At 73.4% G+C, this 19,231-nt stretch carries 19 protein-coding genes and 2 tRNA genes; 18 read left to right on the top strand and 3 right to left on the bottom strand.

The genetic code is table 11. The annotated features are described in order from the left end of the window. The 11 genes from ICW40_RS01380 to ICW40_RS01330 all read left to right on the top strand — a co-directional run. Window positions 1-427, top strand: a 427-nt coding sequence (locus tag ICW40_RS01380; RefSeq protein WP_221652012.1) for a DUF721 domain-containing protein, incomplete at its 5' end; no start/stop codon positions are given. A gap of 534 nt (window positions 428-961) precedes the next feature. Continuing rightward, on the top strand, window positions 962-2,944 hold the full coding sequence (gene gyrB, locus ICW40_RS01375) for a DNA topoisomerase (ATP-hydrolyzing) subunit B (RefSeq protein ID WP_374199120.1): 1,983 nt from the start codon (window positions 962-964) through the stop codon (window positions 2,942-2,944). Window positions 2,945-3,023: 79 nt separating this feature from the next. After that, on the top strand, window positions 3,024-5,789 hold the full coding sequence (gyrA, locus tag ICW40_RS01370; protein WP_308121555.1) for a DNA gyrase subunit A: 2,766 nt from the start codon (window positions 3,024-3,026) through the stop codon (window positions 5,787-5,789). After that, window positions 5,786-6,550: a DUF3566 domain-containing protein gene (locus ICW40_RS01365; protein ID WP_221652009.1), complete on the top strand. Its 765-nt coding sequence runs from the start codon at window positions 5,786-5,788 to the stop codon at window positions 6,548-6,550. The genes gyrA and ICW40_RS01365 overlap by 4 nt, the downstream gene beginning before the upstream one ends. Before the next feature lie 124 nt (window positions 6,551-6,674). Then, window positions 6,675-6,748: transfer RNA gene (locus ICW40_RS01360), tRNA-Ile, on the top strand. A 27-nt stretch (window positions 6,749-6,775) separates the two neighbouring features. Then, window positions 6,776-6,895, top strand: a complete 120-nt coding sequence (locus ICW40_RS01355; RefSeq protein ID WP_221652008.1) for a DLW-39 family protein — start codon at window positions 6,776-6,778, stop codon at window positions 6,893-6,895. Window positions 6,896-6,913: 18 nt separating this feature from the next. Continuing rightward, window positions 6,914-6,986 (top strand) — tRNA-Ala (locus ICW40_RS01350). A gap of 109 nt (window positions 6,987-7,095) precedes the next feature. Then, window positions 7,096-7,761, top strand: a complete 666-nt coding sequence (locus tag ICW40_RS01345; protein ID WP_221652007.1) for a methyltransferase — start codon at window positions 7,096-7,098, stop codon at window positions 7,759-7,761. A 37-nt stretch (window positions 7,762-7,798) separates the two neighbouring features. After that, window positions 7,799-8,965 carry an MFS transporter gene (locus ICW40_RS01340; RefSeq protein ID WP_221652005.1) on the top strand — a complete coding sequence of 389 codons (1,167 nt, stop codon included), beginning with the start codon at window positions 7,799-7,801 and terminating at the stop codon, window positions 8,963-8,965. A gap of 50 nt (window positions 8,966-9,015) precedes the next feature. Then, complete coding sequence (locus ICW40_RS01335) at window positions 9,016-10,320, top strand: endo-1,4-beta-xylanase (RefSeq protein WP_221652003.1); 1,305 nt, start codon at window positions 9,016-9,018, stop codon at window positions 10,318-10,320. 51 nt (window positions 10,321-10,371) lie between these two features. Continuing rightward, window positions 10,372-11,406: a sigma-70 family RNA polymerase sigma factor gene (locus ICW40_RS01330; protein WP_308121554.1), complete on the top strand. Its 1,035-nt coding sequence runs from the start codon at window positions 10,372-10,374 to the stop codon at window positions 11,404-11,406. A 78-nt stretch (window positions 11,407-11,484) separates the two neighbouring features. Here the strand turns inward: ICW40_RS01330 and ICW40_RS01325 are convergent, their stop codons facing one another. Beyond that, entirely contained in the window at window positions 11,485-12,492 is a 1,008-nt protein-coding gene (locus ICW40_RS01325; protein ID WP_221652001.1) for a hypothetical protein, read from the bottom strand. A 158-nt stretch (window positions 12,493-12,650) separates the two neighbouring features. Between ICW40_RS01325 and ICW40_RS01320 the strand changes: the two genes are divergently transcribed. Together ICW40_RS01320 and ICW40_RS01315 are read left to right on the top strand one after the other, a co-directional pair. After that, window positions 12,651-13,190, top strand: a complete 540-nt coding sequence (locus ICW40_RS01320) for a peptidylprolyl isomerase (RefSeq protein ID WP_221651999.1) — start codon at window positions 12,651-12,653, stop codon at window positions 13,188-13,190. A gap of 30 nt (window positions 13,191-13,220) precedes the next feature. Continuing rightward, window positions 13,221-14,081, top strand: a complete 861-nt coding sequence (locus ICW40_RS01315; RefSeq protein WP_221651997.1) for a rhomboid family intramembrane serine protease — start codon at window positions 13,221-13,223, stop codon at window positions 14,079-14,081. Between the two features lie 544 nt (window positions 14,082-14,625). Here ICW40_RS01315 and ICW40_RS01310 read toward each other — a convergent pair. Then, window positions 14,626-14,871 (bottom strand): cell division protein CrgA, encoded by a 246-nt coding sequence (locus ICW40_RS01310; RefSeq protein WP_221651995.1) that lies wholly within the window; start codon window positions 14,869-14,871, stop codon window positions 14,626-14,628. Window positions 14,872-14,968: 97 nt separating this feature from the next. Between ICW40_RS01310 and ICW40_RS01305 the strand changes: the two genes are divergently transcribed. From ICW40_RS01305 to ICW40_RS01285, 5 genes are read left to right on the top strand one after another with little or no spacing between them, the layout of a single operon-like run. Next, entirely contained in the window at window positions 14,969-15,823 is an 855-nt protein-coding gene (locus ICW40_RS01305) for a DUF881 domain-containing protein (RefSeq protein ID WP_221651994.1), read from the top strand. Next, the gene (locus ICW40_RS01300; RefSeq protein WP_221651993.1) at window positions 15,820-16,605 is read left to right on the top strand and encodes a class E sortase; all 786 of its coding nucleotides are present in this window, start codon (window positions 15,820-15,822) and stop codon (window positions 16,603-16,605) included. The genes ICW40_RS01305 and ICW40_RS01300 overlap by 4 nt, the downstream gene beginning before the upstream one ends. Beyond that, on the top strand, window positions 16,602-16,763 hold the full coding sequence (locus tag ICW40_RS01295) for a hypothetical protein (RefSeq protein WP_221652017.1): 162 nt from the start codon (window positions 16,602-16,604) through the stop codon (window positions 16,761-16,763). The genes ICW40_RS01300 and ICW40_RS01295 overlap by 4 nt, the downstream gene beginning before the upstream one ends. Before the next feature lies 1 nt (window position 16,764). Further along, window positions 16,765-17,415, top strand: a complete 651-nt coding sequence (locus ICW40_RS01290; protein ID WP_221652013.1) for an aminodeoxychorismate/anthranilate synthase component II — start codon at window positions 16,765-16,767, stop codon at window positions 17,413-17,415. Window positions 17,416-17,470: 55 nt separating this feature from the next. Next, on the top strand, window positions 17,471-18,013 hold the full coding sequence (locus ICW40_RS01285; protein ID WP_221651992.1) for an NUDIX domain-containing protein: 543 nt from the start codon (window positions 17,471-17,473) through the stop codon (window positions 18,011-18,013). 51 nt (window positions 18,014-18,064) lie between these two features. Here the strand turns inward: ICW40_RS01285 and ICW40_RS01280 are convergent. Then, window positions 18,065-19,231, bottom strand: a 1,167-nt coding sequence (locus tag ICW40_RS01280; protein ID WP_221651991.1) for a PASTA domain-containing protein, incomplete at its 5' end; no start/stop codon positions are given.

Genomic DNA, 19,231 nt, shown 5'->3' with positions numbered 1-19,231 from the left:
GCGCCCCGGCCAGCCGGGCCGGACGCAGCGCCGCCCGTCCGAGGACGTGCGCTCCGGCCCCGGCCGCGACGGGCGCGACCCGACGCTGCTGGGCGACACGCTCGCGCGCCTCGCCGCGGAGCGAGGATGGCGCGAGGACCTCTCGGTCGGCGGCGTCGTCGGCCGCTGGCGCGAGGTGGTGGGCGACCAGATCGCCGACCACTGCACGCCCGAGACGTTCGAGGACGGCCTGCTCGTGGTCCGCACCGACTCCACCGCGTGGGCGTCCAACCTCCGCCTGCTCGTGCCGCAGCTCCTGACGACCCTCGAGCGGGAGGTGGGCGCCGACGTCGTGCGCGAGGTGCGGGTGCTCGGGCCGTCCGGTCCGCAGTGGGGCCGTGGCGGGCGGCGCGTGCCGGGCCGAGGCCCGCGCGACACGTACGGGTGACGCGGTGAGGTGGCCCCGCCCGGAGTCGGCGGGCACCCTCCGGGCCCGCGCGTGACGCGGTGCGGTGGCCGACCGCCGGATTCGGCCCTCTGAGGCCCGCGCGGGCCGGTCGTGACCACCGGGTGAGGGGTGGACATCCGCATCGCGCGACACCTGTGCACAGACGCCTGTGAGCGCCATGACCAGGTAGACTGAGACGTCAGCTCCTGGCGATCGGCCACCCCTGCGACCTCCCGACGCAGCCTCTGCGCCGCCCGATGTCCCGCTCACGCCTCCGGGCGCGCGGTACACGCGGGCGCGTGCGCGGGCGGCGCCCACGGAGGGCGTGGGCTGGACCCGCCAGGAACACCTGTGTCTGCCGCGCGTCCCGCGCACCCGCACCCGTGAGGAGCACCTCTGCCCGTGGTCGACGAGAGCACGCCCGCACCCCAGGAGCCGAGCAGCACCCCGGAGACCGTCGAGCAGGTCCGCGCGAACCAGGCCGCGGCCGCGCGCGCACGCGCGGGGTCCGAGTACGACGCGAGCGCGATCACGGTGCTCGAGGGGCTCGAGGCCGTCCGCAAGCGGCCCGGCATGTACATCGGCTCCACCGGCCCCCGCGGTCTGCACCACCTGGTCTACGAGGTCGTCGACAACTCGGTCGACGAGGCGCTCGCGGGCTACTGCAGCCACATCCAGGTCACTCTCCTCGCCGACGGCGGCGTGCGCGTGAGCGACGACGGCCGCGGCATCCCCGTCGCGATCCACCCGACCGAGGGGCGTCCCACCGTCGAGGTCGTCATGACGGTGCTGCACGCCGGCGGCAAGTTCGGCGGCGGCGGCTACGCGGTGTCGGGCGGCCTCCACGGCGTCGGCATCTCCGTCGTCAACGCCCTGTCGACCAAGGTCAACACGGTCATCAAGCGCGACGGCCACGTGTGGGAGCAGGACTTCTCCGACGGCGGCAAGCCGCACGGCGAGCTGCGTCGCGGCCCCGAGACGTCCGAGACGGGCACCACGCAGACGTTCTGGCCCGACCCGTCGATCTTCGAGACCGTCGACTTCGACTTCGAGACGCTCCGCTCGCGCTTCCAGCAGTACGCCTTCCTCAACAAGGGCCTGCAGATCACGCTGACCGACGAGCGACCGCAGCACACGGGCACCGAGGACGAGGTGACGGCGGCCGTGACCTCCCAGCAGGACGGCGACGTCGCCGAGGCGTCCGGCAGCCACCACCGCTCGGTGACCTACCGCTACGACGGCGGCCTCATCGACTACGTCACGCACCTCAACGCCGCCAAGAAGGTCGAGGCGGTCCACCCCGAGGTCATCGACTTCGAGGCCGAGGACACCGACCGCAAGATCGCGGTCGAGATCGCGCTGCAGTGGACGAACGCCTACTCGGAGTCGGTCCACACCTATGCGAACACGATCTCGACGACCGAGGGCGGCACGCACGAGGAGGGCTTCCGCGCGGCGATGACCTCGCTGGTCAACCGGTACGCGCGCGACAAGGGCATCCTCAAGGAGAAGGACGAGAACCTCACGGGCGACGACATCCGCGAGGGCCTCACCGCCGTCATCTCGATCAAGCTGGGCGAGCCGCAGTTCGAGGGCCAGACCAAGACGAAGCTCGGCAACACCGAGGCCCGGACGTTCGTCCAGAAGGTCGTCAACGACCAGCTCGGCGACTGGCTGGGCTCGCACCCGAACGAGGCGCGGGACATCATCCGCAAGTCGATCCAGGCGGCCGCCGCACGCATGGCGGCCCGCAAGGCGCGCGAGGCCACGCGCCGCAAGGGCCTGCTCGAGTCGGGCGGCATGCCCGGGAAGCTGCGCGACTGCCAGTCGAACAACCCGGCGGAGTGCGAGATCTTCATCGTCGAGGGCGACTCGGCCGGCGGCTCGGCGGTCCGCGGTCGCAACCCGCGCACCCAGGCGATCCTCCCCATCCGCGGGAAGATCCTCAACGTCGAGCGCGCACGCCTCGACCGGGCGCTCGGCAACCAGGAGGTCCAGGCCCTCATCACGGCCTTCGGCACCGGCATCGGCGAGGACTTCGACGAGAGCAAGCTGCGGTACCACAAGATCGTCCTGATGGCTGACGCCGACGTCGACGGCCAGCACATCTGCACGCTGCTGCTCACGCTCCTGTTCCGCTACATGCGGCCCCTCATCGAGCACGGCTACGTGTACCTCGCGCAGCCGCCGCTGTACCGGATCAAGTGGTCGAACGCCCCGCACGACTACGTGTACTCGGACCGCGAGCGGGACGCCTTCCTGGCCGAGGGTCAGGCCGCCGGCAAGCGGATCCCCAAGGAGAACGGGATCCAGCGCTACAAGGGTCTCGGCGAGATGGACTACTCGGAGCTGTGGGACACGACGATGGACCCGGACACGCGCACGCTGCTCCAGGTCACGCTCGACGACGCGGCCGCGGCGGACGAGATCTTCTCGGTGCTCATGGGTGAGGACGTCGAGTCGCGACGCAGCTTCATCCAGCGCAACGCCAAGGACGTGCGGTTCCTCGACATCTGAGGCCCGCGACGCCGGCGACCCGGCGCACCCACGCACGCACGCACGGGCCCTGCACGGGCCGGACGGAACGAGGTAGACGGTGACGGACCAGACCCCCGACGGAGACCTGCCCGAGGTGGGCGTCGACACGCCCGCCGAGGTCCTCACGGACCGGGTGACCGCCGTGGACCTGCAGCTCGAGATGCAGCGGTCCTACCTCGACTACGCGATGAGCGTCATCGTCGGCCGCGCGCTGCCGGACGTGCGGGACGGCCTCAAGCCGGTGCACCGCCGCGTCCTCTACGCGATGTACGACGGCGGCTACCGGCCGGACCGGCAGTTCTCCAAGTGCAGCCGCGTCGTCGGCGACGTCATGGGCAAGTACCACCCGCACGGTGACGTCGCGATCTACGACGCGCTCGTGCGTCTCGTCCAGGACTGGTCGCTGCGCTACCCGCTCGTCTCGGGCCAGGGCAACTTCGGCTCGCCGGGCAACGACCCGGCCGCCGCGCCGCGGTACACCGAGTGCAAGATGGCGCCCATCGCCATGGAGATGGTGCGGGACATCGACGAGGAGACCGTCGACTTCCGCGACAACTACGACGGGCGCACGCAGGAGCCCGCCGTCCTGCCCTCGAGGTTCCCGAACCTGCTGGTCAACGGCAGCGCCGGCATCGCCGTCGGCATGGCGACCAACATCCCGCCGCACAACCTGCGCGAGGTCGCGGCCGGCATCACCTGGCACCTCGAGCACCCCGAGGCCTCCAAGGAGGAGCTGCTCGACGCGCTCATCGAGCGCATCCCCGGCCCCGACTTCCCCACAGGGGCGACCATCCTCGGCCGGCGCGGGATCGAGGAGGCGTACCGCACGGGTCGCGGCTCGATCACGATGCGGGCGGTCGTCACGGTCGAGGAGATCCAGAACCGGATCTGTCTCGTCGTCACGGAGCTGCCGTACCAGGTCAACCCGGACACCCTCGCGGCGAAGATCGCGGACCTCGTCAAGGAGGGGCGCGTCCAGGGCATCGCGGACATCCGCGACGAGACCTCGGGTCGCACGGGTCAGCGCCTCGTCATCGTGCTCAAGCGCGACGCCGTCGCCAAGGTCGTGCTCAACAACCTCTACAAGCACACGCAGCTGCAGGACAACTTCGGCGCCAACATGCTCGCGCTGGTCGACGACGTCCCGCGCACGCTGAGCATCGACGCGTTCGTCCGGCACTGGGTCACCCACCAGCTCGACGTCATCGTGCGGCGCACGACGTACCGGCTGCGCCAGGCCCAGGAGCGGGCCCACATCCTGCGCGGCTACCTCAAGGCGCTCGACGCGCTCGACGAGGTCATCGCGCTCATCCGCGCGTCGGCCACGGTCGAGGAGGCGCGCGACGGGCTCATGGCGCTGCTCGAGGTCGACGAGATCCAGGCGCGCGCGATCCTCAACCTCCAGCTGCGCCAGCTCGCCGCCCTGGAGCGCCAGAAGATCACCGACGAGTACGACAGCCTCATGGTCAAGATCGCGGACTACGAGGAGATCCTCGCGAGCCCGCAGCGCCAGCGCGACATCGTGCGCACCGAGCTCGACGAGATCGTCGCCAAGTACGGCGACGAGCGGCGCACCCAGATCCTGCCCTTCGACGGCGAGGTCTCGATGGAGGACCTCATCGCCGAGGAGGAGGTCGTCGTCACGATCACGCGCGGCGGCTACGCCAAGCGCACGCGCAGCGACAGCTACCGCGTGCAGAAGCGCGGGGGCAAGGGTGTGCGCGGTGCCCAGCTGCGCGCCGACGACGTCGTCGAGCACTTCGGCGTCACGACGACGCACCACTGGCTGCTGTTCTTCACGAACCTCGGCCGCGTGTACCGCGCCAAGGCGTACGAGCTGCCCGAGGGCGGCCGCGACTCCAAGGGCCAGCACGTCGCGAACCTCCTCGCGTTCCAGCCGGGTGAGCAGATCGCCAAGGTCATCGACCTGCGGGACTACCAGCAGGCCGAGTACCTGGTGCTGGCCACGCGCCGCGGCCTGGTGAAGAAGACGCGGCTCGCCGAGTACGACTCGAACCGCTCGGGCGGACTCATCGCGATCAACCTCCGCGAGGACGAGGACGGCGCCCCGGACGAGCTGGTCTCGGCCGTGCTCACGGACGAGGACTCCGAGCTGCTGCTCGTCTCGCGCAAGGGTCAGGCCGTGCGGTTCAAGGCGACGGCCGACGAGCTCCGCCCGATGGGCCGGGCGACGTCGGGCGTGACCGGCATGCGCTTCCGCGAGGACGACGAGCTGCTGTCGATGGACGTCATCACCGGCGAGTCGTTCCTCGTCACGGTGACGGACGGCGGCACGGCGAAGCGCTCGGACATGCACCGGGTCAACTCGGACGGCAACCTCGAGTACCGCCGGACCAAGCGCGGGGGTCTCGGCGTGCGCGCCGCGCGGCTGCCCGACGACCGCGGCGTCCTCGTGGGCGCCATGATGGCCGACGACACCGACGAGGTCCTCGTCGTCATGGAGCGCGGCAAGGTGGTGCGCTCGCAGGTCGGGCAGATCCCGGTGCACGGTCGGGACGCGACCGGCGTCATCCTCGCGAAGCCCGACCAGGGCGACCGCATCCTGGCCGTCGCGCGGAACGTGGAGCGCAACCTCGCGGGTGATGCGGCTACCGTGGGAGACGACGGCGTCGGTCAGGTAGGCCTGGAGTCTGACGCGGTGACCGACGACGAGGGCGCAGAATCGCACACGGGCGGTGCCGACGAGGCGCCGGACGCCCTGAGCACCTCCAGCACGGACAGCACCTCCAGCACTGCGGACAGCGACAGCATCGACGACACGGGTGACGCCGGCACGACGGCCCGGACCGAGGGAGACCGATGAGCACCGAGGGGACGCCACCGCCGTCCATCGCGCCGAAGCGGCCCATCGCCAACCCGACGTCCCAGGGTGGCGGCGGCACGGCGGTGCGCAGCGCGGAGGCCCCGCCCCGACCGGCACCGTCGGGCTCGGGCGAGACGGGCAGCACGGCCCCGGCCGCGCAGGGCGGCTCGCCGTCGGGTGCGGCGTCGGCCGGCACGACGTCGTCCGCCCCCTCCTTCGCCGAGCGGCTCAAGCAGTCCGCGCAGGGCGCGGTCGACGCGGCGCGCACCGCGCTGCCGACGAAGGACGAGGACACGGCCGTCGCGGCGAAGCCCGTGCGCCAGCCGACGGCGGCGCGTACGTCGGCCAGGCCGGCCACGAGCACGACGACGTCGTCGGCGGCACCCTCGTCGTCCGGCGGCCCGCGTCGCGTGCGGCTCGCGGTGGCCCGGATCGACCCGTGGTCCGTGATGAAGCTGTCGTTCCTGCTGTCCGTCGCCGTCGGGATCATGATCGTGGTCGCGGCCGCGGTCACCTGGTACACGCTCGACGGCCTCGCGGTCTTCACCTCGGTGAACGACATCATCGCGACGCTGTCCGGCTCGACGACGTTCTTCAACATCCTCGACTACGTGGGCTTCGAGCGGGTCATCTCGCTCGCCACGATGATCGCGGTGGTCGACATCGTGCTGCTCACGGCGCTCTCGACCATCGGCGCGTTCCTGTACAACATCGTCGCCGCGCTCGTCGGCGGCGTGCACCTGACGCTCACCGACGACTGATCCGGTCGCAGGGCCGGCGCGCCGGGGGCCGGCCACCGGTCGCGTCGTCCGGCCGCAGGGTGCCCAGGGTTTGGGCACCGTGCGCACGCTGGGGTACTCTCGTGCGGCGCCGTCGTCGGTGCTCGGGCCTATAGCTCAGACGGTTAGAGCGCTTCCCTGATAAGGAAGAGGTCAGAGGTTCAAGTCCTCTTAGGCCCACCCCTTCCGCACCACCCGGAGGACCGGATGAAGAAGCTCCTCATCGCCCTGCTGGCCGCCGTCGCGGGCTACCTCGTGTGGCGCACGTACGCGGAGGACCGCGACGAGCGGGACCTGTGGACCGAGGTCACCGACGAGCTCGACTGAGCGGGGCGCACCCCGCCCGGGGCCATGGCGCAATTGGTAGCGCACCTGCTTTGCAAGCAGGGGGTTAGGGGTTCGAGTCCCCTTGGCTCCACGCACGACGACGGCCTCTCCCGGCACCGGGAGGGGCCGTCGTCACGTCGGGGTCCGGGGCCTGGGCGACGACGCGCGCGTCCGCTCGTCGTGGGCGAGGATGGCGCGCGATGCAGACCCAGACCATGGAGTTCGGCCCCCTCGTCGTGACGTTCGACGGGCGGGTGCTCCGGCCGCGACCGTGGACGATGCTGCAGGCCTCGTGGGCCGCGGAGCTCTCGGCCGACCTGCCCGCGGGACGCATCCTCGAGCTCTGCTCGGGTGCCGGCCAGATCGGGCAGGCGGCCGCGGTCCTCACGGGTCGGCACCTCGTCCAGGTCGACGTCGACCCGCACGCCTGCACGCTGGCGCGCGCCAACGCGGCCGCGAACGTCGCCACGGTCGACGTCGACGTGCGGTGCGGCGAGCTCGACGCGTCCGTGGGTGCCGAGGAGCGCTTCGCCGTCGTCCTCGCCGACCCGCCGTACCTGCCGCGCGACGAGGTCCCCGCGTGGCCCGCGGACCCGGTCCGCGCGGTCGACGGCGGCACGGACGGGCTGGACCTGCCGCGCCGGTGCCTCGCCGTCGCCGGCGCCCACGTCGCGCCGGACGGCGTCGTGCTGCTGCAGGCGCTGGGGAGCGCGCAGGTCGACGCGCTGGCACCCGACGTCGCGCGCGCGGGCCTCGAGGTCGTGGACGTGCGCACCGAGGACGACCGTCGCGCCGTCGCCCTCCTGCGGCCGGTGCGCGCCCGGAGCACCGACGGCCCCGCCGACGCCCGGCCCGCACCCGCGTAGCTCCCGCGAGGACGACCCGTGCCGTAGCGTGCGCGCGGTGGGCAGCACCGTGACGCGTCACCGGGGTGCGACCCTCGGCGCGGCGCTGGTCGGCGGCTCGGCCGACGTCCTCGACTTCCTCGTCCCGCTGTGGGTCGGCACGGAGCTCGGCGCCACACCCGCGCAGATCGGTGCGCTCGTGGGCGTCGAGCTGGCGCTGTCGTTCGCCGCCCGGCCCGTCGCCGGCCGGCTCGCCGACACCCGGGAGCGCACGCGCGTGGCGGCGGCCGGCGCGCTGCTCTACGCCCTCTCGTGCCTCGGCTACGCGCTCGCTCCCGGGCTCGGTGCGGCCTTCGCGGCGTCGGTCGCGGGCGGCGTCGGCGGTGCGCTCCTGTGGGTCTCGGTGCGCGCCGTCACCGCGGAACGGCTCGCGGAGGACGACGGCGCGTTCGCGGACCTCTACTCGGCCGTCGCGTTCGCCTCGTGGTTCTTCTGGGTCCCCTCCCTCGTCCTCCTGCCGGCGCTGGGCTACCGCGGCGTGCTCGCCGCGCTGGGGGTGACCTGCCTCGTCGCGGCGGTCACGCTGCTCAGGACGGTCCGCCGGCCGCCGACCGCCCCCGCGTCCGACGCCACGGCATGGTCCGACGTGCGCCGGCTGTCACCGCTGCTCGGCGTCGTCGGGCTCACGTCCGTCGCCGAGGCCGGGGTCGGGCTGCTCCTGCTGCTCCACCTCCAGCGCGCGTTCGAGCTCGAGGTGCACGAGATCGCGCTCGTCTTCCTGCCCGGCGGCATCGCGATGACGGTGCTGCCACGCGTGCTGCACCGGGTCACGGCCCGGCACGGCCGCCGCGCGGTGTACGCGACGGCGTCGGCCGCGTCGGCCGTGTTCGCGACGTCGCTCGCGCTGGCCCCCGGTCCGGTGGTCGTCGCGGCGCTGTGGGTGCTCACCGCCGCGGCCTGGGCAGCGCTGACCCCGATCCACGAGGCGGCCGTGGCCGAGCTCAGCGGCACCCGGACGGGCCGCGGCATGAGCCTGCTCGGCAACGCGGCGCTCGCCGGCGGTGCCGTCGGCTCCGTGGTGGCCGGGGCGCTCTACGGGGCGACGTCGTGGCAGGCGGTGTGCGCGGTGCTCGCCGGCGTCATCGCGGCCGGCGCCGTCGCCGGGCCGCTCGCCCTCCGGCGGCTCGGCGTGGCCGACCGCCCGGAGCGCGTCCCCGCCGCCTGAGCGTTTGTTCATTGGGTTAGCCTTATCCCCTCGACGTCGAGGAGACACCCGTGCACAGCTCGCCCACGCCCGACCCCACCCTCGCCCACCGCACCGCGGAGGCCACCGTCACCGTGCTGCGCGCGGACGGCACCCCGCTCGCCGACGCGGACGTCGTCGTCGCGCAGACGCGGCACGCGTTCGGGTTCGGCAACATCGGGTTCGAGTTCATCCCGCTCGCGAACGACGAGCTGTCCGACGACGGCGCGTCGCCCGCCCGGCCGGCGTTCGGCGAGGCCGAGGGCACCCGCCTGTCCCGCGCCGAGTCGCAGCACCTCGCCGACCTCTGGCTCGACGTGTTCAACACCGCGACGCTGCCGTTCTACTGGGGACGGTTCGAGCCCGAGCGCGGCCGGCCGGACACCGAGCGCCTGCGCCGCACCGCGCAGTGGTTCGTCGACCGCGGCGTCGCGGTCAAGGGCCACCCGCTCATGTGGCACACCGTCCAGCCGGACTGGCTGCTCGGGCTGCCGACCGACGAGGTCGAGCGCCTGCAGCGCGAGCGCATCCGCCGCGAGGTCTCCGACATGGCGGGCCTGATCGACACGTGGGACGCGATCAACGAGGTCGTGATCATGCCGGTGTTCGACAACGGCGACAACGCGATCACACCGCTCGCACGCCGGCTCGGGCGCATCGCCACGATCCGGCTCGCCTTCGACGAGGCGCGCGCGGCGAACCCGTCGGCCACGCTGCTGCTCAACGACTTCGACATGTCGACGGCGTACGAGTGCCTCATCGAGGGCGTCCTCGAGGCCGGCGTCCAGGTCGACGTCCTCGGCCTCCAGAGCCACATGCACCAGGGCTACTGGGGCGAGGAGAAGACCCTCGAGGTCCTCGACCGCTTCTCGCGCTACGGGCTGCCCATCCACCTCACGGAGAGCACCCTGCTCTCCGGCCACCTCATGCCGCCGGAGCTCGACGACCTCAACGACTACCAGATCCCCGACTGGCCCTCGACGCCCGAGGGCGAGGCGCGGCAGGCGGACGAGGTCGAGCGGCACTACCGCACGCTGCTGTCGCACCCGTCGGTGCAGGCGGTGACCTACTGGGGCCTGTCCGACGTCGACTCGTGGCTCGGCGCGCCCGGCGGCTTCGTCCGCGCGGACGGGACGCCCAAGCCCTCGTACGACGCGCTGCGTCGTCTGGTCAAGGACGAGTGGTGGGTCGCGCCGACGACGCTGCGCACGGACGCCGAGGGCCGCGTGGCCGTCCGCGGGTGGTCCGGCGACTACGAGGTCCGCGCCCACCGTCGGGCGGCGACCGTGACGCTCGAGTCGGGCGGCACGACGGCGGTCACGGCGACGCTCGCGTAGCGAGGGCCGGTGCCCCTGGGTCGTGTCGGCGCGGCGGGGTAACCTCGCCCGGTGAGCACCGATGTGAGCCCGGTCACGTTTGAGCACGACTTCCAGGCGCTGGTGGCCCCGCTGCGCCGGGAGCTCATCGCGCACTGCTACCGCATGGTGGGCTCGGCGCACGAGGCGGAGGACCTCGTCCAGGAGACGCTCCTGCGTGCGTGGCGCGCGTTCCACGGCTTCGAGAACCGGTCGTCGGTCCGCACGTGGATGTACCGCATCGCGACCAACACCTGCCTCACGGCGCTCGAGGGCCGCAAGCGCCGCCCCCTGCCCACGGGCCTCGGCCAGCCGGCGGCGGACCCGCGCGGTGACCTGCACCGCCATCACGAGGTCTCCTGGGTCGAGCCGCTCCCCGACTCGGTGGTCTGGGGCTCGCCGGACCCGGACCCGGCCGACGTCGTCGTGGGTCGGGACAGCGTGCGCCTCGCGCTCGTCGCGGCGCTCCAGGAGCTCACGGCGCAGCAGCGGGCGGTCGTCCTGCTGTGCGACGTGCTCGGCTGGCGGGCCGCGGAGGCCGCGTCGACCCTCGGGCTCAGCGTCGGTGCGGTGACGAGCACGCTCCAGCGTGCCCGCGCCCACCTCGAGAAGAGCCGGTCCGCGGAGCCCGCCGCCCTCGACCACGAGGACCCCCGGGTGGCCGCGCTCCTCGAGCGCTACCAGCGGGCGTTCGAGGACTACGACATGGAGGGCCTCGTCCGCGTCCTCACCGAGGACGCGCTCTGGGAGATGCCGCCCTACGCGGAGTGGTTTCAGGGCAACGAGGACATCGCGCGCCTCGTCAGCACCCACTGCCCCGCCGAGCGGGCCGGCGACATGCGCCTCGTGCGCGCGTCCGCGAACGGCGGGCCCGCGCTCGCGCTCTACATGCGTGGCGAGGACGGCGTGCACCGCGCCTTCAACCTGCACCTGCCCGTCGTCACCGCCGACGGCGTCGCGCACGTGACCGCGTACTTCGGCGAGGAGCACTTCACGGCGCTCGGCCTGCCGCTCGAGCTCGCCGCGGACGGCGGCGTCCCGACCGTGCCGTCCGACGGCGGCGTCTGATCCCGCGGGCACGACGAAGGGCCCGGCACCACGTGCCGGACCCTTCGTCGTGCTGCTGGCGGGCGGACCCGCGACCGCTCAGCTCTTGGCGGTGTTGTCCGGGTCGCCCGGCTGCCCGGGGATGTCGGTCGGGATCTTCTCGTCGTCGGTCAGCTCGGGCGTGACGTCCGCCGGCGTCCCCGTGGTCGAGCCCACGGTGGCGTCCTCCGTGCCCCCGCCGATGTTCTCGGTGCTCATCATGCCCTCCGGTGTGTCGATCGTCTCGGTCACCTCGTCGTCACCGAGCACGTTGTCGGCCTTGCCCGCGGCGCGGCGGCGGGGCGCCGCCTTGCGCGTGACGTCACGCGCCTTCTCCGCGGCCTCCCGGGCGCGCTCCGCGGCCTCGCGGGCGCGCTCGGCCGCCTTCTCGCTGACCTCGCGGGTCCGGGCGACGGTCTCGCCCGCCGCCTCCCCCACGGCCTCGGCCGCGTCGCCCAGCTCGTACTTGACGTCGGTCGCGGCGGCCTTGAGGCGGTCCTGCCCGTGGTCGGAGTCGGTCTCCCACGGCTGCTCCGCCCACGGGTCCGTCGTCGGCCGGCTGCGGTTCCACGCGGCGATCGCGCCCGCGACGCCGACGGCGCCGGCGAACACCCAGAAGACCTTGGCGCCGGTGTGCGACTTCGGCGGCTCGGGCGGCTCGACGTGCGCGATCTCGGTGAGCTTGGCGGAGGCGGCGTCACGCGCCTTGTCCGCGCCGGTGGCGGCGGCCGCGGCAGCGGTGTTGACCGCAGCGACGATCTTCGGCAGGACCTCCTCGACGAAGCGGTCGTGCGCCGTGTCGACGAGGGGCAGCGACTTCTCCGCCGCGCGCTCGACCCGGGGCGCCGCGGCGGCGGCGCCGTCGCGGAGCGCCTTCTCGATGCGCGGTCCGGCCCAGGTCCGTGCCTGCTGCGCCGCGACCTTCGCCTCCTCGGCCAGCCGGGCGGCGGCCACGCTCGCCTGGGCGGACGCCTCGGCGAGGGCTGCCTGGACGCCCGCGGCCTGGGCCTTGAGCTCCTCCACCTCGACGGCGGGCACGGCTGGCGTACGGCGGATGCGGTCGAACATGGTCGACTCCCTGGTTCGGCGGACGATGACGTGCCCATGCCTGCCTGTGCTCACCTCGGCGCACGGGCGTCGCATGGGCGGCTCGTGCTGCTGACCATCGTGCCACCTGCACCCCACCCGTGCCTGCCCGTTCCCGGCCTGCGTGCGAGGATGTGACCATGTTCGCGACCCTGCACACCACGTCCGGTGACATCCGCATCGAGCTCTACCCGAACCACGCACCCAAGACGGTGCGCAACTTCGTCGGCCTCGCCACCGGGACCCAGGCGTGGACGGACCCGCGCACGGGTGCCGAGCGCACCGAGCCCCTCTACGACGGCGTCATCTTCCACCGCGTGATCAGCGGTTTCATGATCCAGGGAGGTGACCCGCTGGGCACCGGCACGGGCGGCCCGGGCTACAGCTTCGACGACGAGATCCACCCCGAGCTGCGCTTCGACCAGCCCTACCTGCTCGCCATGGCGAACGCCGGGCAGCGGCGCGACCCGGCCACCGGGAAGGTCGGCGGCACCAACGGCTCGCAGTTCTTCATCTCGGTCACGCCCACGCCGCACCTCAACGGCAAGCACACCATCTTCGGCAAGGTGGCCGACGACGAGAGCCGCGCGGTCGTGGACGCCATCGCGACGACGCGGACGCGCGCGGGCGACCGCCCCGTCGAGGACGTCACGATCACGTCGGTGACGGTCGAGGACTGATCACTCGGTGACGAGCACGGCGGGGCAGGCATGACCGCACCCGAACCTGCCCCGCCGCCCGCCTCCGCGGTCCCGGTGTGCCCGCGCCACCCTGACCGCGTCTCCTACGTGCGCTGCCAGCGCTGCGAGCGGCCGGTGTGCGCCGAGTGCCAGCGTCCGGCCGCGGTCGGCGTGCACTGCGTCGACTGCGTACGGGATGCGGCGCGCACGGCGCCCGTGCACCGGACGATCTTCGGTGCCGTCGTGCGCCGCGGTCCCCCGGTCGTGACGTACACGCTCATCGGGCTGTGCCTCGCGAGCTACGTCCTGCAGTGGGTGCTGGGCTGGAGCTGGACCGGCCTGCTCGCCTTCCAGCCGGCCGCGGCGACGGTCGAGCCGTGGCGGTTCGTCACGGCGGCCTTCGTGCACTCGACGCAGGGCTATCTCGCCCTCACGCACATCGGTTTCAACATGTACGTGCTGTGGATCCTGGGCCGCGAGCTCGAGGTCGCGCTCGGACGGTGGCGGATGGCGGCGCTCTTCCTGGTCTCCGTGGTGGGCGGTCACGTCGCCGTCATGCTGCTCGCCGGCGTGGACGACTGGTGGCGCGTCGTCGTCGGGGCGTCCGGCGGGGTGTTCGGCCTCTTCGGGGCGCTCGTCGTCGTGCTCCGCCGGATGGGGCGCAGCCCGCGCGCCGTGCTCGCGATCATCGCCGTCAACGCGGTGATCGGCTTCGTCGTGCCCAACATCGCCTGGCAGGCTCACCTGGGCGGCCTCCTCGTCGGTGCGGCCCTCGGGGCGGCGTTCGCGTACGCGCCGAAGGGCCGGCGCACGCTGGTCGGTGCCGGCGCAAGCGGGCTCGTCCTGGCGGTCCTCGTCCTGCTCGCGGTCCTCCGGACGACGACCCTCTGAGCCGTCGCGCGCGCGCCTGCACCGGCGTCCGAACGCGCCCGGACCGACCCCGCCGCGTGTCTGGACCGGCCCCGCCGCGGGCCTGGACCAGCCCCGTCGCGCGCCTGCGCCGGCCCGTATGAGCGCGCACACGAACAACCGCGCGCGCGGGTGGGAACTGGACCCAGCGCAGATGCACACGTGTTCGTGGCGAGGCGGTGGCGCACCCTCGGCCCGGCGGTGCCTCGCGGTGCCTCGCGCGTCGCGGTGTTTGTGGCGTCCGCGGTGTCGCGCGCGGCCGGCGTCGGCGGGTGCGTCGTCGTCCCCAGAGTTGCTCACACCTGTGGAACTACAACCGTGTAGTTATCCACAGAGTTCTGCACCCCCTGGGGAGAACTCTGGCTCAGGGGGCTGGGCCGGGAACGGCCAGGTGCCGGATGCACGCGAGCCGGGGCACCCGGACCGGTCGCGATGCGACTCTGTCCGGACGCCCCGGCTCGAGCGAGGGTGTCAGTCGGTGCCGGCGCGGTGTCAGCGCCGGCGGGGTGTCAGTGCTGGCGGGGTGTCAGTGCCAGCGGGTCGTGAGCGAGAAGCCCGCGATGATGAGCGCGAAGCCCACGGCGAGGTTCCAGCTGCCGATGCTCGGGATCGGGTACTGGGACTGCGAGATGTAGGTGACCACGACCCAGATCAGGCCGAGCACCATGAGCGAGAGCATCGTCGGGACGAGCCAGCGCGGGTTGGTCTTGGGGCCCTGGGCCGCCGGGGGCGGGACGTAGGCCGGCTTCTTGCGCGGCTTCGACTCGGGCACGGTGGCTTCTCCTGGCGCTGCGGCGGGCCCGGCGACGGCTGCCGGGGTTTCGTCGTCTAGCGTAGTGGCACCGTCTCACCGGGCCGGGAGGAGCACCATGTCGGAGCGGCGCCGCGGCGCGCACGCAGCCGTGCCCTCCGACCAGGGCCCGGCTACGTCGTCCCCCGACCCGGCTCCGACGTCGTCCCCCTCGGGCCGGCACCGCAGCCGCGCGCGCTGGGCGGGCGCGCTCGGCGTCGCCCTGGTCCTGGTCCTGGCCGGCTACCTCTTCGCCGCCAACGCACGGCTCGCGGGCGGCACCGAGGGCCGGCAGCCGCAGGACCTGGCCGGGCTCGTCGAGGCGGAGGCCGAGCGGCTCGAGGACGTCTCGGTCGAGGTCCGAGCCCTGGAGCAGGAGGTCGTCGACCTGACCGAGGCGCAGACCGCCGACCTGCCGGCGCTCGACGCCGAGACGGCGCGGCTCCAGGCGCTCGCCGCGGGCCGGCAGGCCGTGGCGGGCCCGGGCCTCACCGTGCGGCTCACGGACGCGCCGTCCAACGTGCCGCGGCCGGACTGGGCGACCAACGACGACCTCGTCGTCCACCAGCAGGACCTGCAGGCGGTCATCAACGCCCTGTGGGCGGGCGGCGCCGAGGCGATGACGCTCCAGGACCAGCGGGTGGTCTCCACGTCGGCCTTCCGCTGCGTGGGCAACGTGCTCATCCTGCACGGGCGGCACTACTCGCCCCCGTACGTGGTCCGCGCGATCGGCGACCCCGCCGAGCTCCGCGAGACGCTCCTCGACTCCTCGGCCGTCCAGGACTACCTCACCTACGTCGACGCCGTCGGCCTCGGCTGGTCCACCTCGCGCGAGGAGCGCCTCGAGCTGCCCGCGTTCGAGGGCAGCACCGAGCTCCGGTTCGCGTCCGTCCCGGACGGCGTCGAGGTCCTGCCCGTGCCGAGCGGCTCATGACGTCGACGCGCGAGCCCGTCGCGCCCGCCGACGCCGGCGCCCGCCGGCGTGCCCCCGTGGGCGCCGTCGTCGTCGGTGTCCTCGGCGAGCTGCTCATCACGCTCGGCGTGCTGCTCGGGCTGTTCGTGGCGTGGCAGCTCTGGTGGACCGACGTCGTGGCCGACGGCGAGCAGGCACAGGTGGTCGAGGACCTCGGCTGGGCGGTCACCGAGGCCGCGCCGAAGCCCGAGCCGGAGGCCGCACCCGAGCTGCGTCGCGACGCCGCCCCCGTGCCGGCGGAGCCGGACCACCTCACGACGTTCGCCACGCTCCAGGTCCCGCGGTGGGGGCCCGACTACGTGCGGCCGATCAGCCAGGGGACGTCCCGGCGCGACGTGCTCGACGTCCTGGGCCTCGGTCACTACGAGGGGACCGCGATGCCGGGTGCGATCGGCAACTTCGCCGTCGCGGGGCACCGGACCACGTACGGCAAGCCGCTCAACCGCGTCGAGGAGCTCCAGGTCGGCGACCCGCTCGTGGTCCAGACCCAGGACACCTGGTACGTCTACCGGGTCACCGAGACGCAGGTCGTGATGCCGCACCAGGTCGAGGTCATCGCTCCCGTGCCCAACCAGCCGGAGGCCCAGCCCACCGTGGCGACCATGACCCTCACGACGTGCCACCCGATGTTCTCCGCGCGCGAGCGGTTCATCGTGCACGCGGTGCTCGACCACTGGATGCCGGTCGCCGAGGGCGTCCCGGCGGAGCTGGCCGTCGGGGCGCAGGCCGCGGGAGGCGCATGATGTACGGGTGGTTGTGGCGGACGCTGCCCGGGCCCGCGTGGGTCCGGGTGCTGATCCTCCTCGCGCTCGCCGCCGCCGTGGTGGCAGCCTGCTTCACGTGGGTGTTCCCGGCGATCGCCCCGCACATGCCCTTCAACGACATCACGGTGGATGAGTGAGATGACCCGGATCCTCGTCGTCGACAACTACGACTCGTTCGTCTACACGATCGTCGGCTACCTCGACCAGCTCGGCGCCGAGACGGTCGTCGTGCGCAACGACGCCGTGCCGTCGCTCGCGGAGCGCGCCGGGTACGACGGCGTCCTCATCTCGCCCGGGCCGGGCACGCCGCGCGCCGCCGGCCAGAGCATGGACGTCATCCGCGACTGCGCCGAGACGGCCACGCCCATGCTGGGCGTGTGCCTCGGCCACCAGGCGCTCGGCGAGGCTTTCGGCGCGACCGTGACGCACGCGCCCGAGCTCATGCACGGCAAGACGAGCGAGGTCGAGCACGAGGGCGCGGGCGTGCTCGCCGGGCTCCGCACGCCGTTCACCGCGACGCGCTACCACTCGCTCGCCGTCGTGGACGAGACGGTGCCCGACGAGCTCGTCGTCACGGCGCGGACGCACGGCACCGCCGGACCGGGCGTGATCATGGGGCTGCAGCACCGCGAGCTCCCGCTCCACGGGGTGCAGTTCCACCCCGAGTCCGTCCTCACAGAGGGCGGACACCGCCTGCTCGCCAACTGGCTCGAGGTGTGCGGCCTCACCGGCGCCGTCGAGGCGTCGGCCGGCATGGCCCCGCTGGTCCGCGAGGCCGCGAAGGCCTGACCGGCGTGCGGGCCGCGCGGGGGGACCCGGCGGCCGCGCCTGGGACGATGGCGCCATGAGCCCGTGGCGCACGCGCACGTCGACCGTCGTCTACTCCAACCCCTGGATCACCGTCCGCGAGGACGAGGTGGACCGACCCGACGGGACGCCCGGGATCTACGGCGTCGTCGAGCTCGCCCACCCTGCGGTGTTCGTCGTGGCGCTCACGGACGACGACGAGGTCGTCATGGTCGACGTCGCGCGCTACACGACCGGTGCGTCGCTCGAGGTGCCGGCCGGGGGCTCGGACGGCGAGGACCCGCTGGTCGCCGCGCGACGCGAGCTGCGCGAGGAGACCGGCCTCGAGGCGTCGTCGTGGGAGCTCGCGGGCACGATGCACGCGCTCAACGGCGTGTGCCGTGCGGTCGAGCACGTCTTCGTGGCGCGCGGCCTGCACGCGTCCGACAAGGGGCACGAGCAGGCCGCCGAGGGCATCACCGCGGTGCGGCGCGTGCCGTGGCACGACGCGCTCGGCATGGTGGCCGACGGCACGATCGACGACGGCGAGACCGTGGCGGCCCTCATGCACGCGGCGATCATGCTCGGCCGCGTGCGCTGACCGGCCCTCATGCGCTGATCAGCCCCGTGCGCTGACCGGACCCGTGGCGGGTCAGTCCCCGCCGCCGCCCCCGCCGTCGCCGCCGCCCCCGCCGGGAGCCGGGTTCTCGGGACCCTTCGAGACGTAGACCGTCACCGTGGTGCCCTCGTTGACCGGCGTGCCCGCTGCCGGGTCCGTCCGGACCACCTGGCCGACGGGCACCGACGGGTCGAACACGTCCTCGCCCGGGACGGCGTTGAGGTTCGCCGCACCCAGCTGCGCGGCCGCCTGGCTGTAGCTGCGGCCCTTCACGTCGGGCACGGCGACCTGCACGACCTCCGGCGCGACGGCGACCGTGATCTCGATCTCCGAGCGCTGCGGCACCGGTCCCGGCGTACGGCTCTGCCGGATGACGGTCCCGGGCGGCGCGTCGGCCGTCTCCTCCTGCGTGATCGTCGGCACGAGGCCCAGCGCGACGAGCTCGTCGCGCGCCTGCTCCTGCGTCCGCGGCGGGTCGAGGAGGTTGGGCAGCTGCACCTGGCCGGTCGACAGGATCAGCGTGATCGGCGTCGACGTGGGGTCGGCCGAGGTGCCCGCGGCCGGCTCGGTGCCCGTGACCCGGTCCTTCTCGACGTCCGGGCTGTCCCCCGTGGTGACGGTGATGTCGCGGAAGCCGAGCGCCTCGAGCTCCTGCATCGCACGGTCCTGCGTGAAGTTCTCGAGCACCGGGATCTCGACGGCGTCGGCCCCGGACGACACGACGACCTGGACGGCACCGCCGGGCTCGACCTCCTCGCCCTCCGTCGGGTCGGTGCGGATGACCAAGCCCTCGTCGACCTCCGTGCTCGCCTCCGCGACGCGCTCGAACACGAGACCCGCGTCCTCGATGAGCTGCCTGGCCGCGGCCTCCTCCATCCCGACCACGCCGGGCACCTCGACGGCCGTCGGCTCCTCGTCGCCCTGCCCGCCGTTCGTGAGCAGGATCGCGATGCCGATGATCGACGCGAGCGCGACCGCGACGAGCACCCACACGACCCAGCGCCGCTTGGGCTCCTCGTCGTCGGGGCCGTTGCGCGTCGTCGTGGTCGTGCCGGCAGCGCTCGCACCCACGCCGGTCTGGGACCAGGGCGCGCCCGCGGGCGCCGTCTGGGTCGGGGGCACGCCGGCGCCGAGCACCTGCGTGGTCGCCGCGGCGGGCCCGGGCCGCAGCACCTCGGTCGCGGCACCGGCGGCCAGCGC

Source organism: Actinotalea ferrariae, assembly GCF_019733465.1.
Lineage (GTDB): Bacteria > Actinomycetota > Actinomycetes > Actinomycetales > Cellulomonadaceae > Actinotalea > Actinotalea ferrariae_A.
Note: the sequence above shows the minus strand (reverse complement) of the source record. Positions and strands in the feature narration are given on the sequence as shown.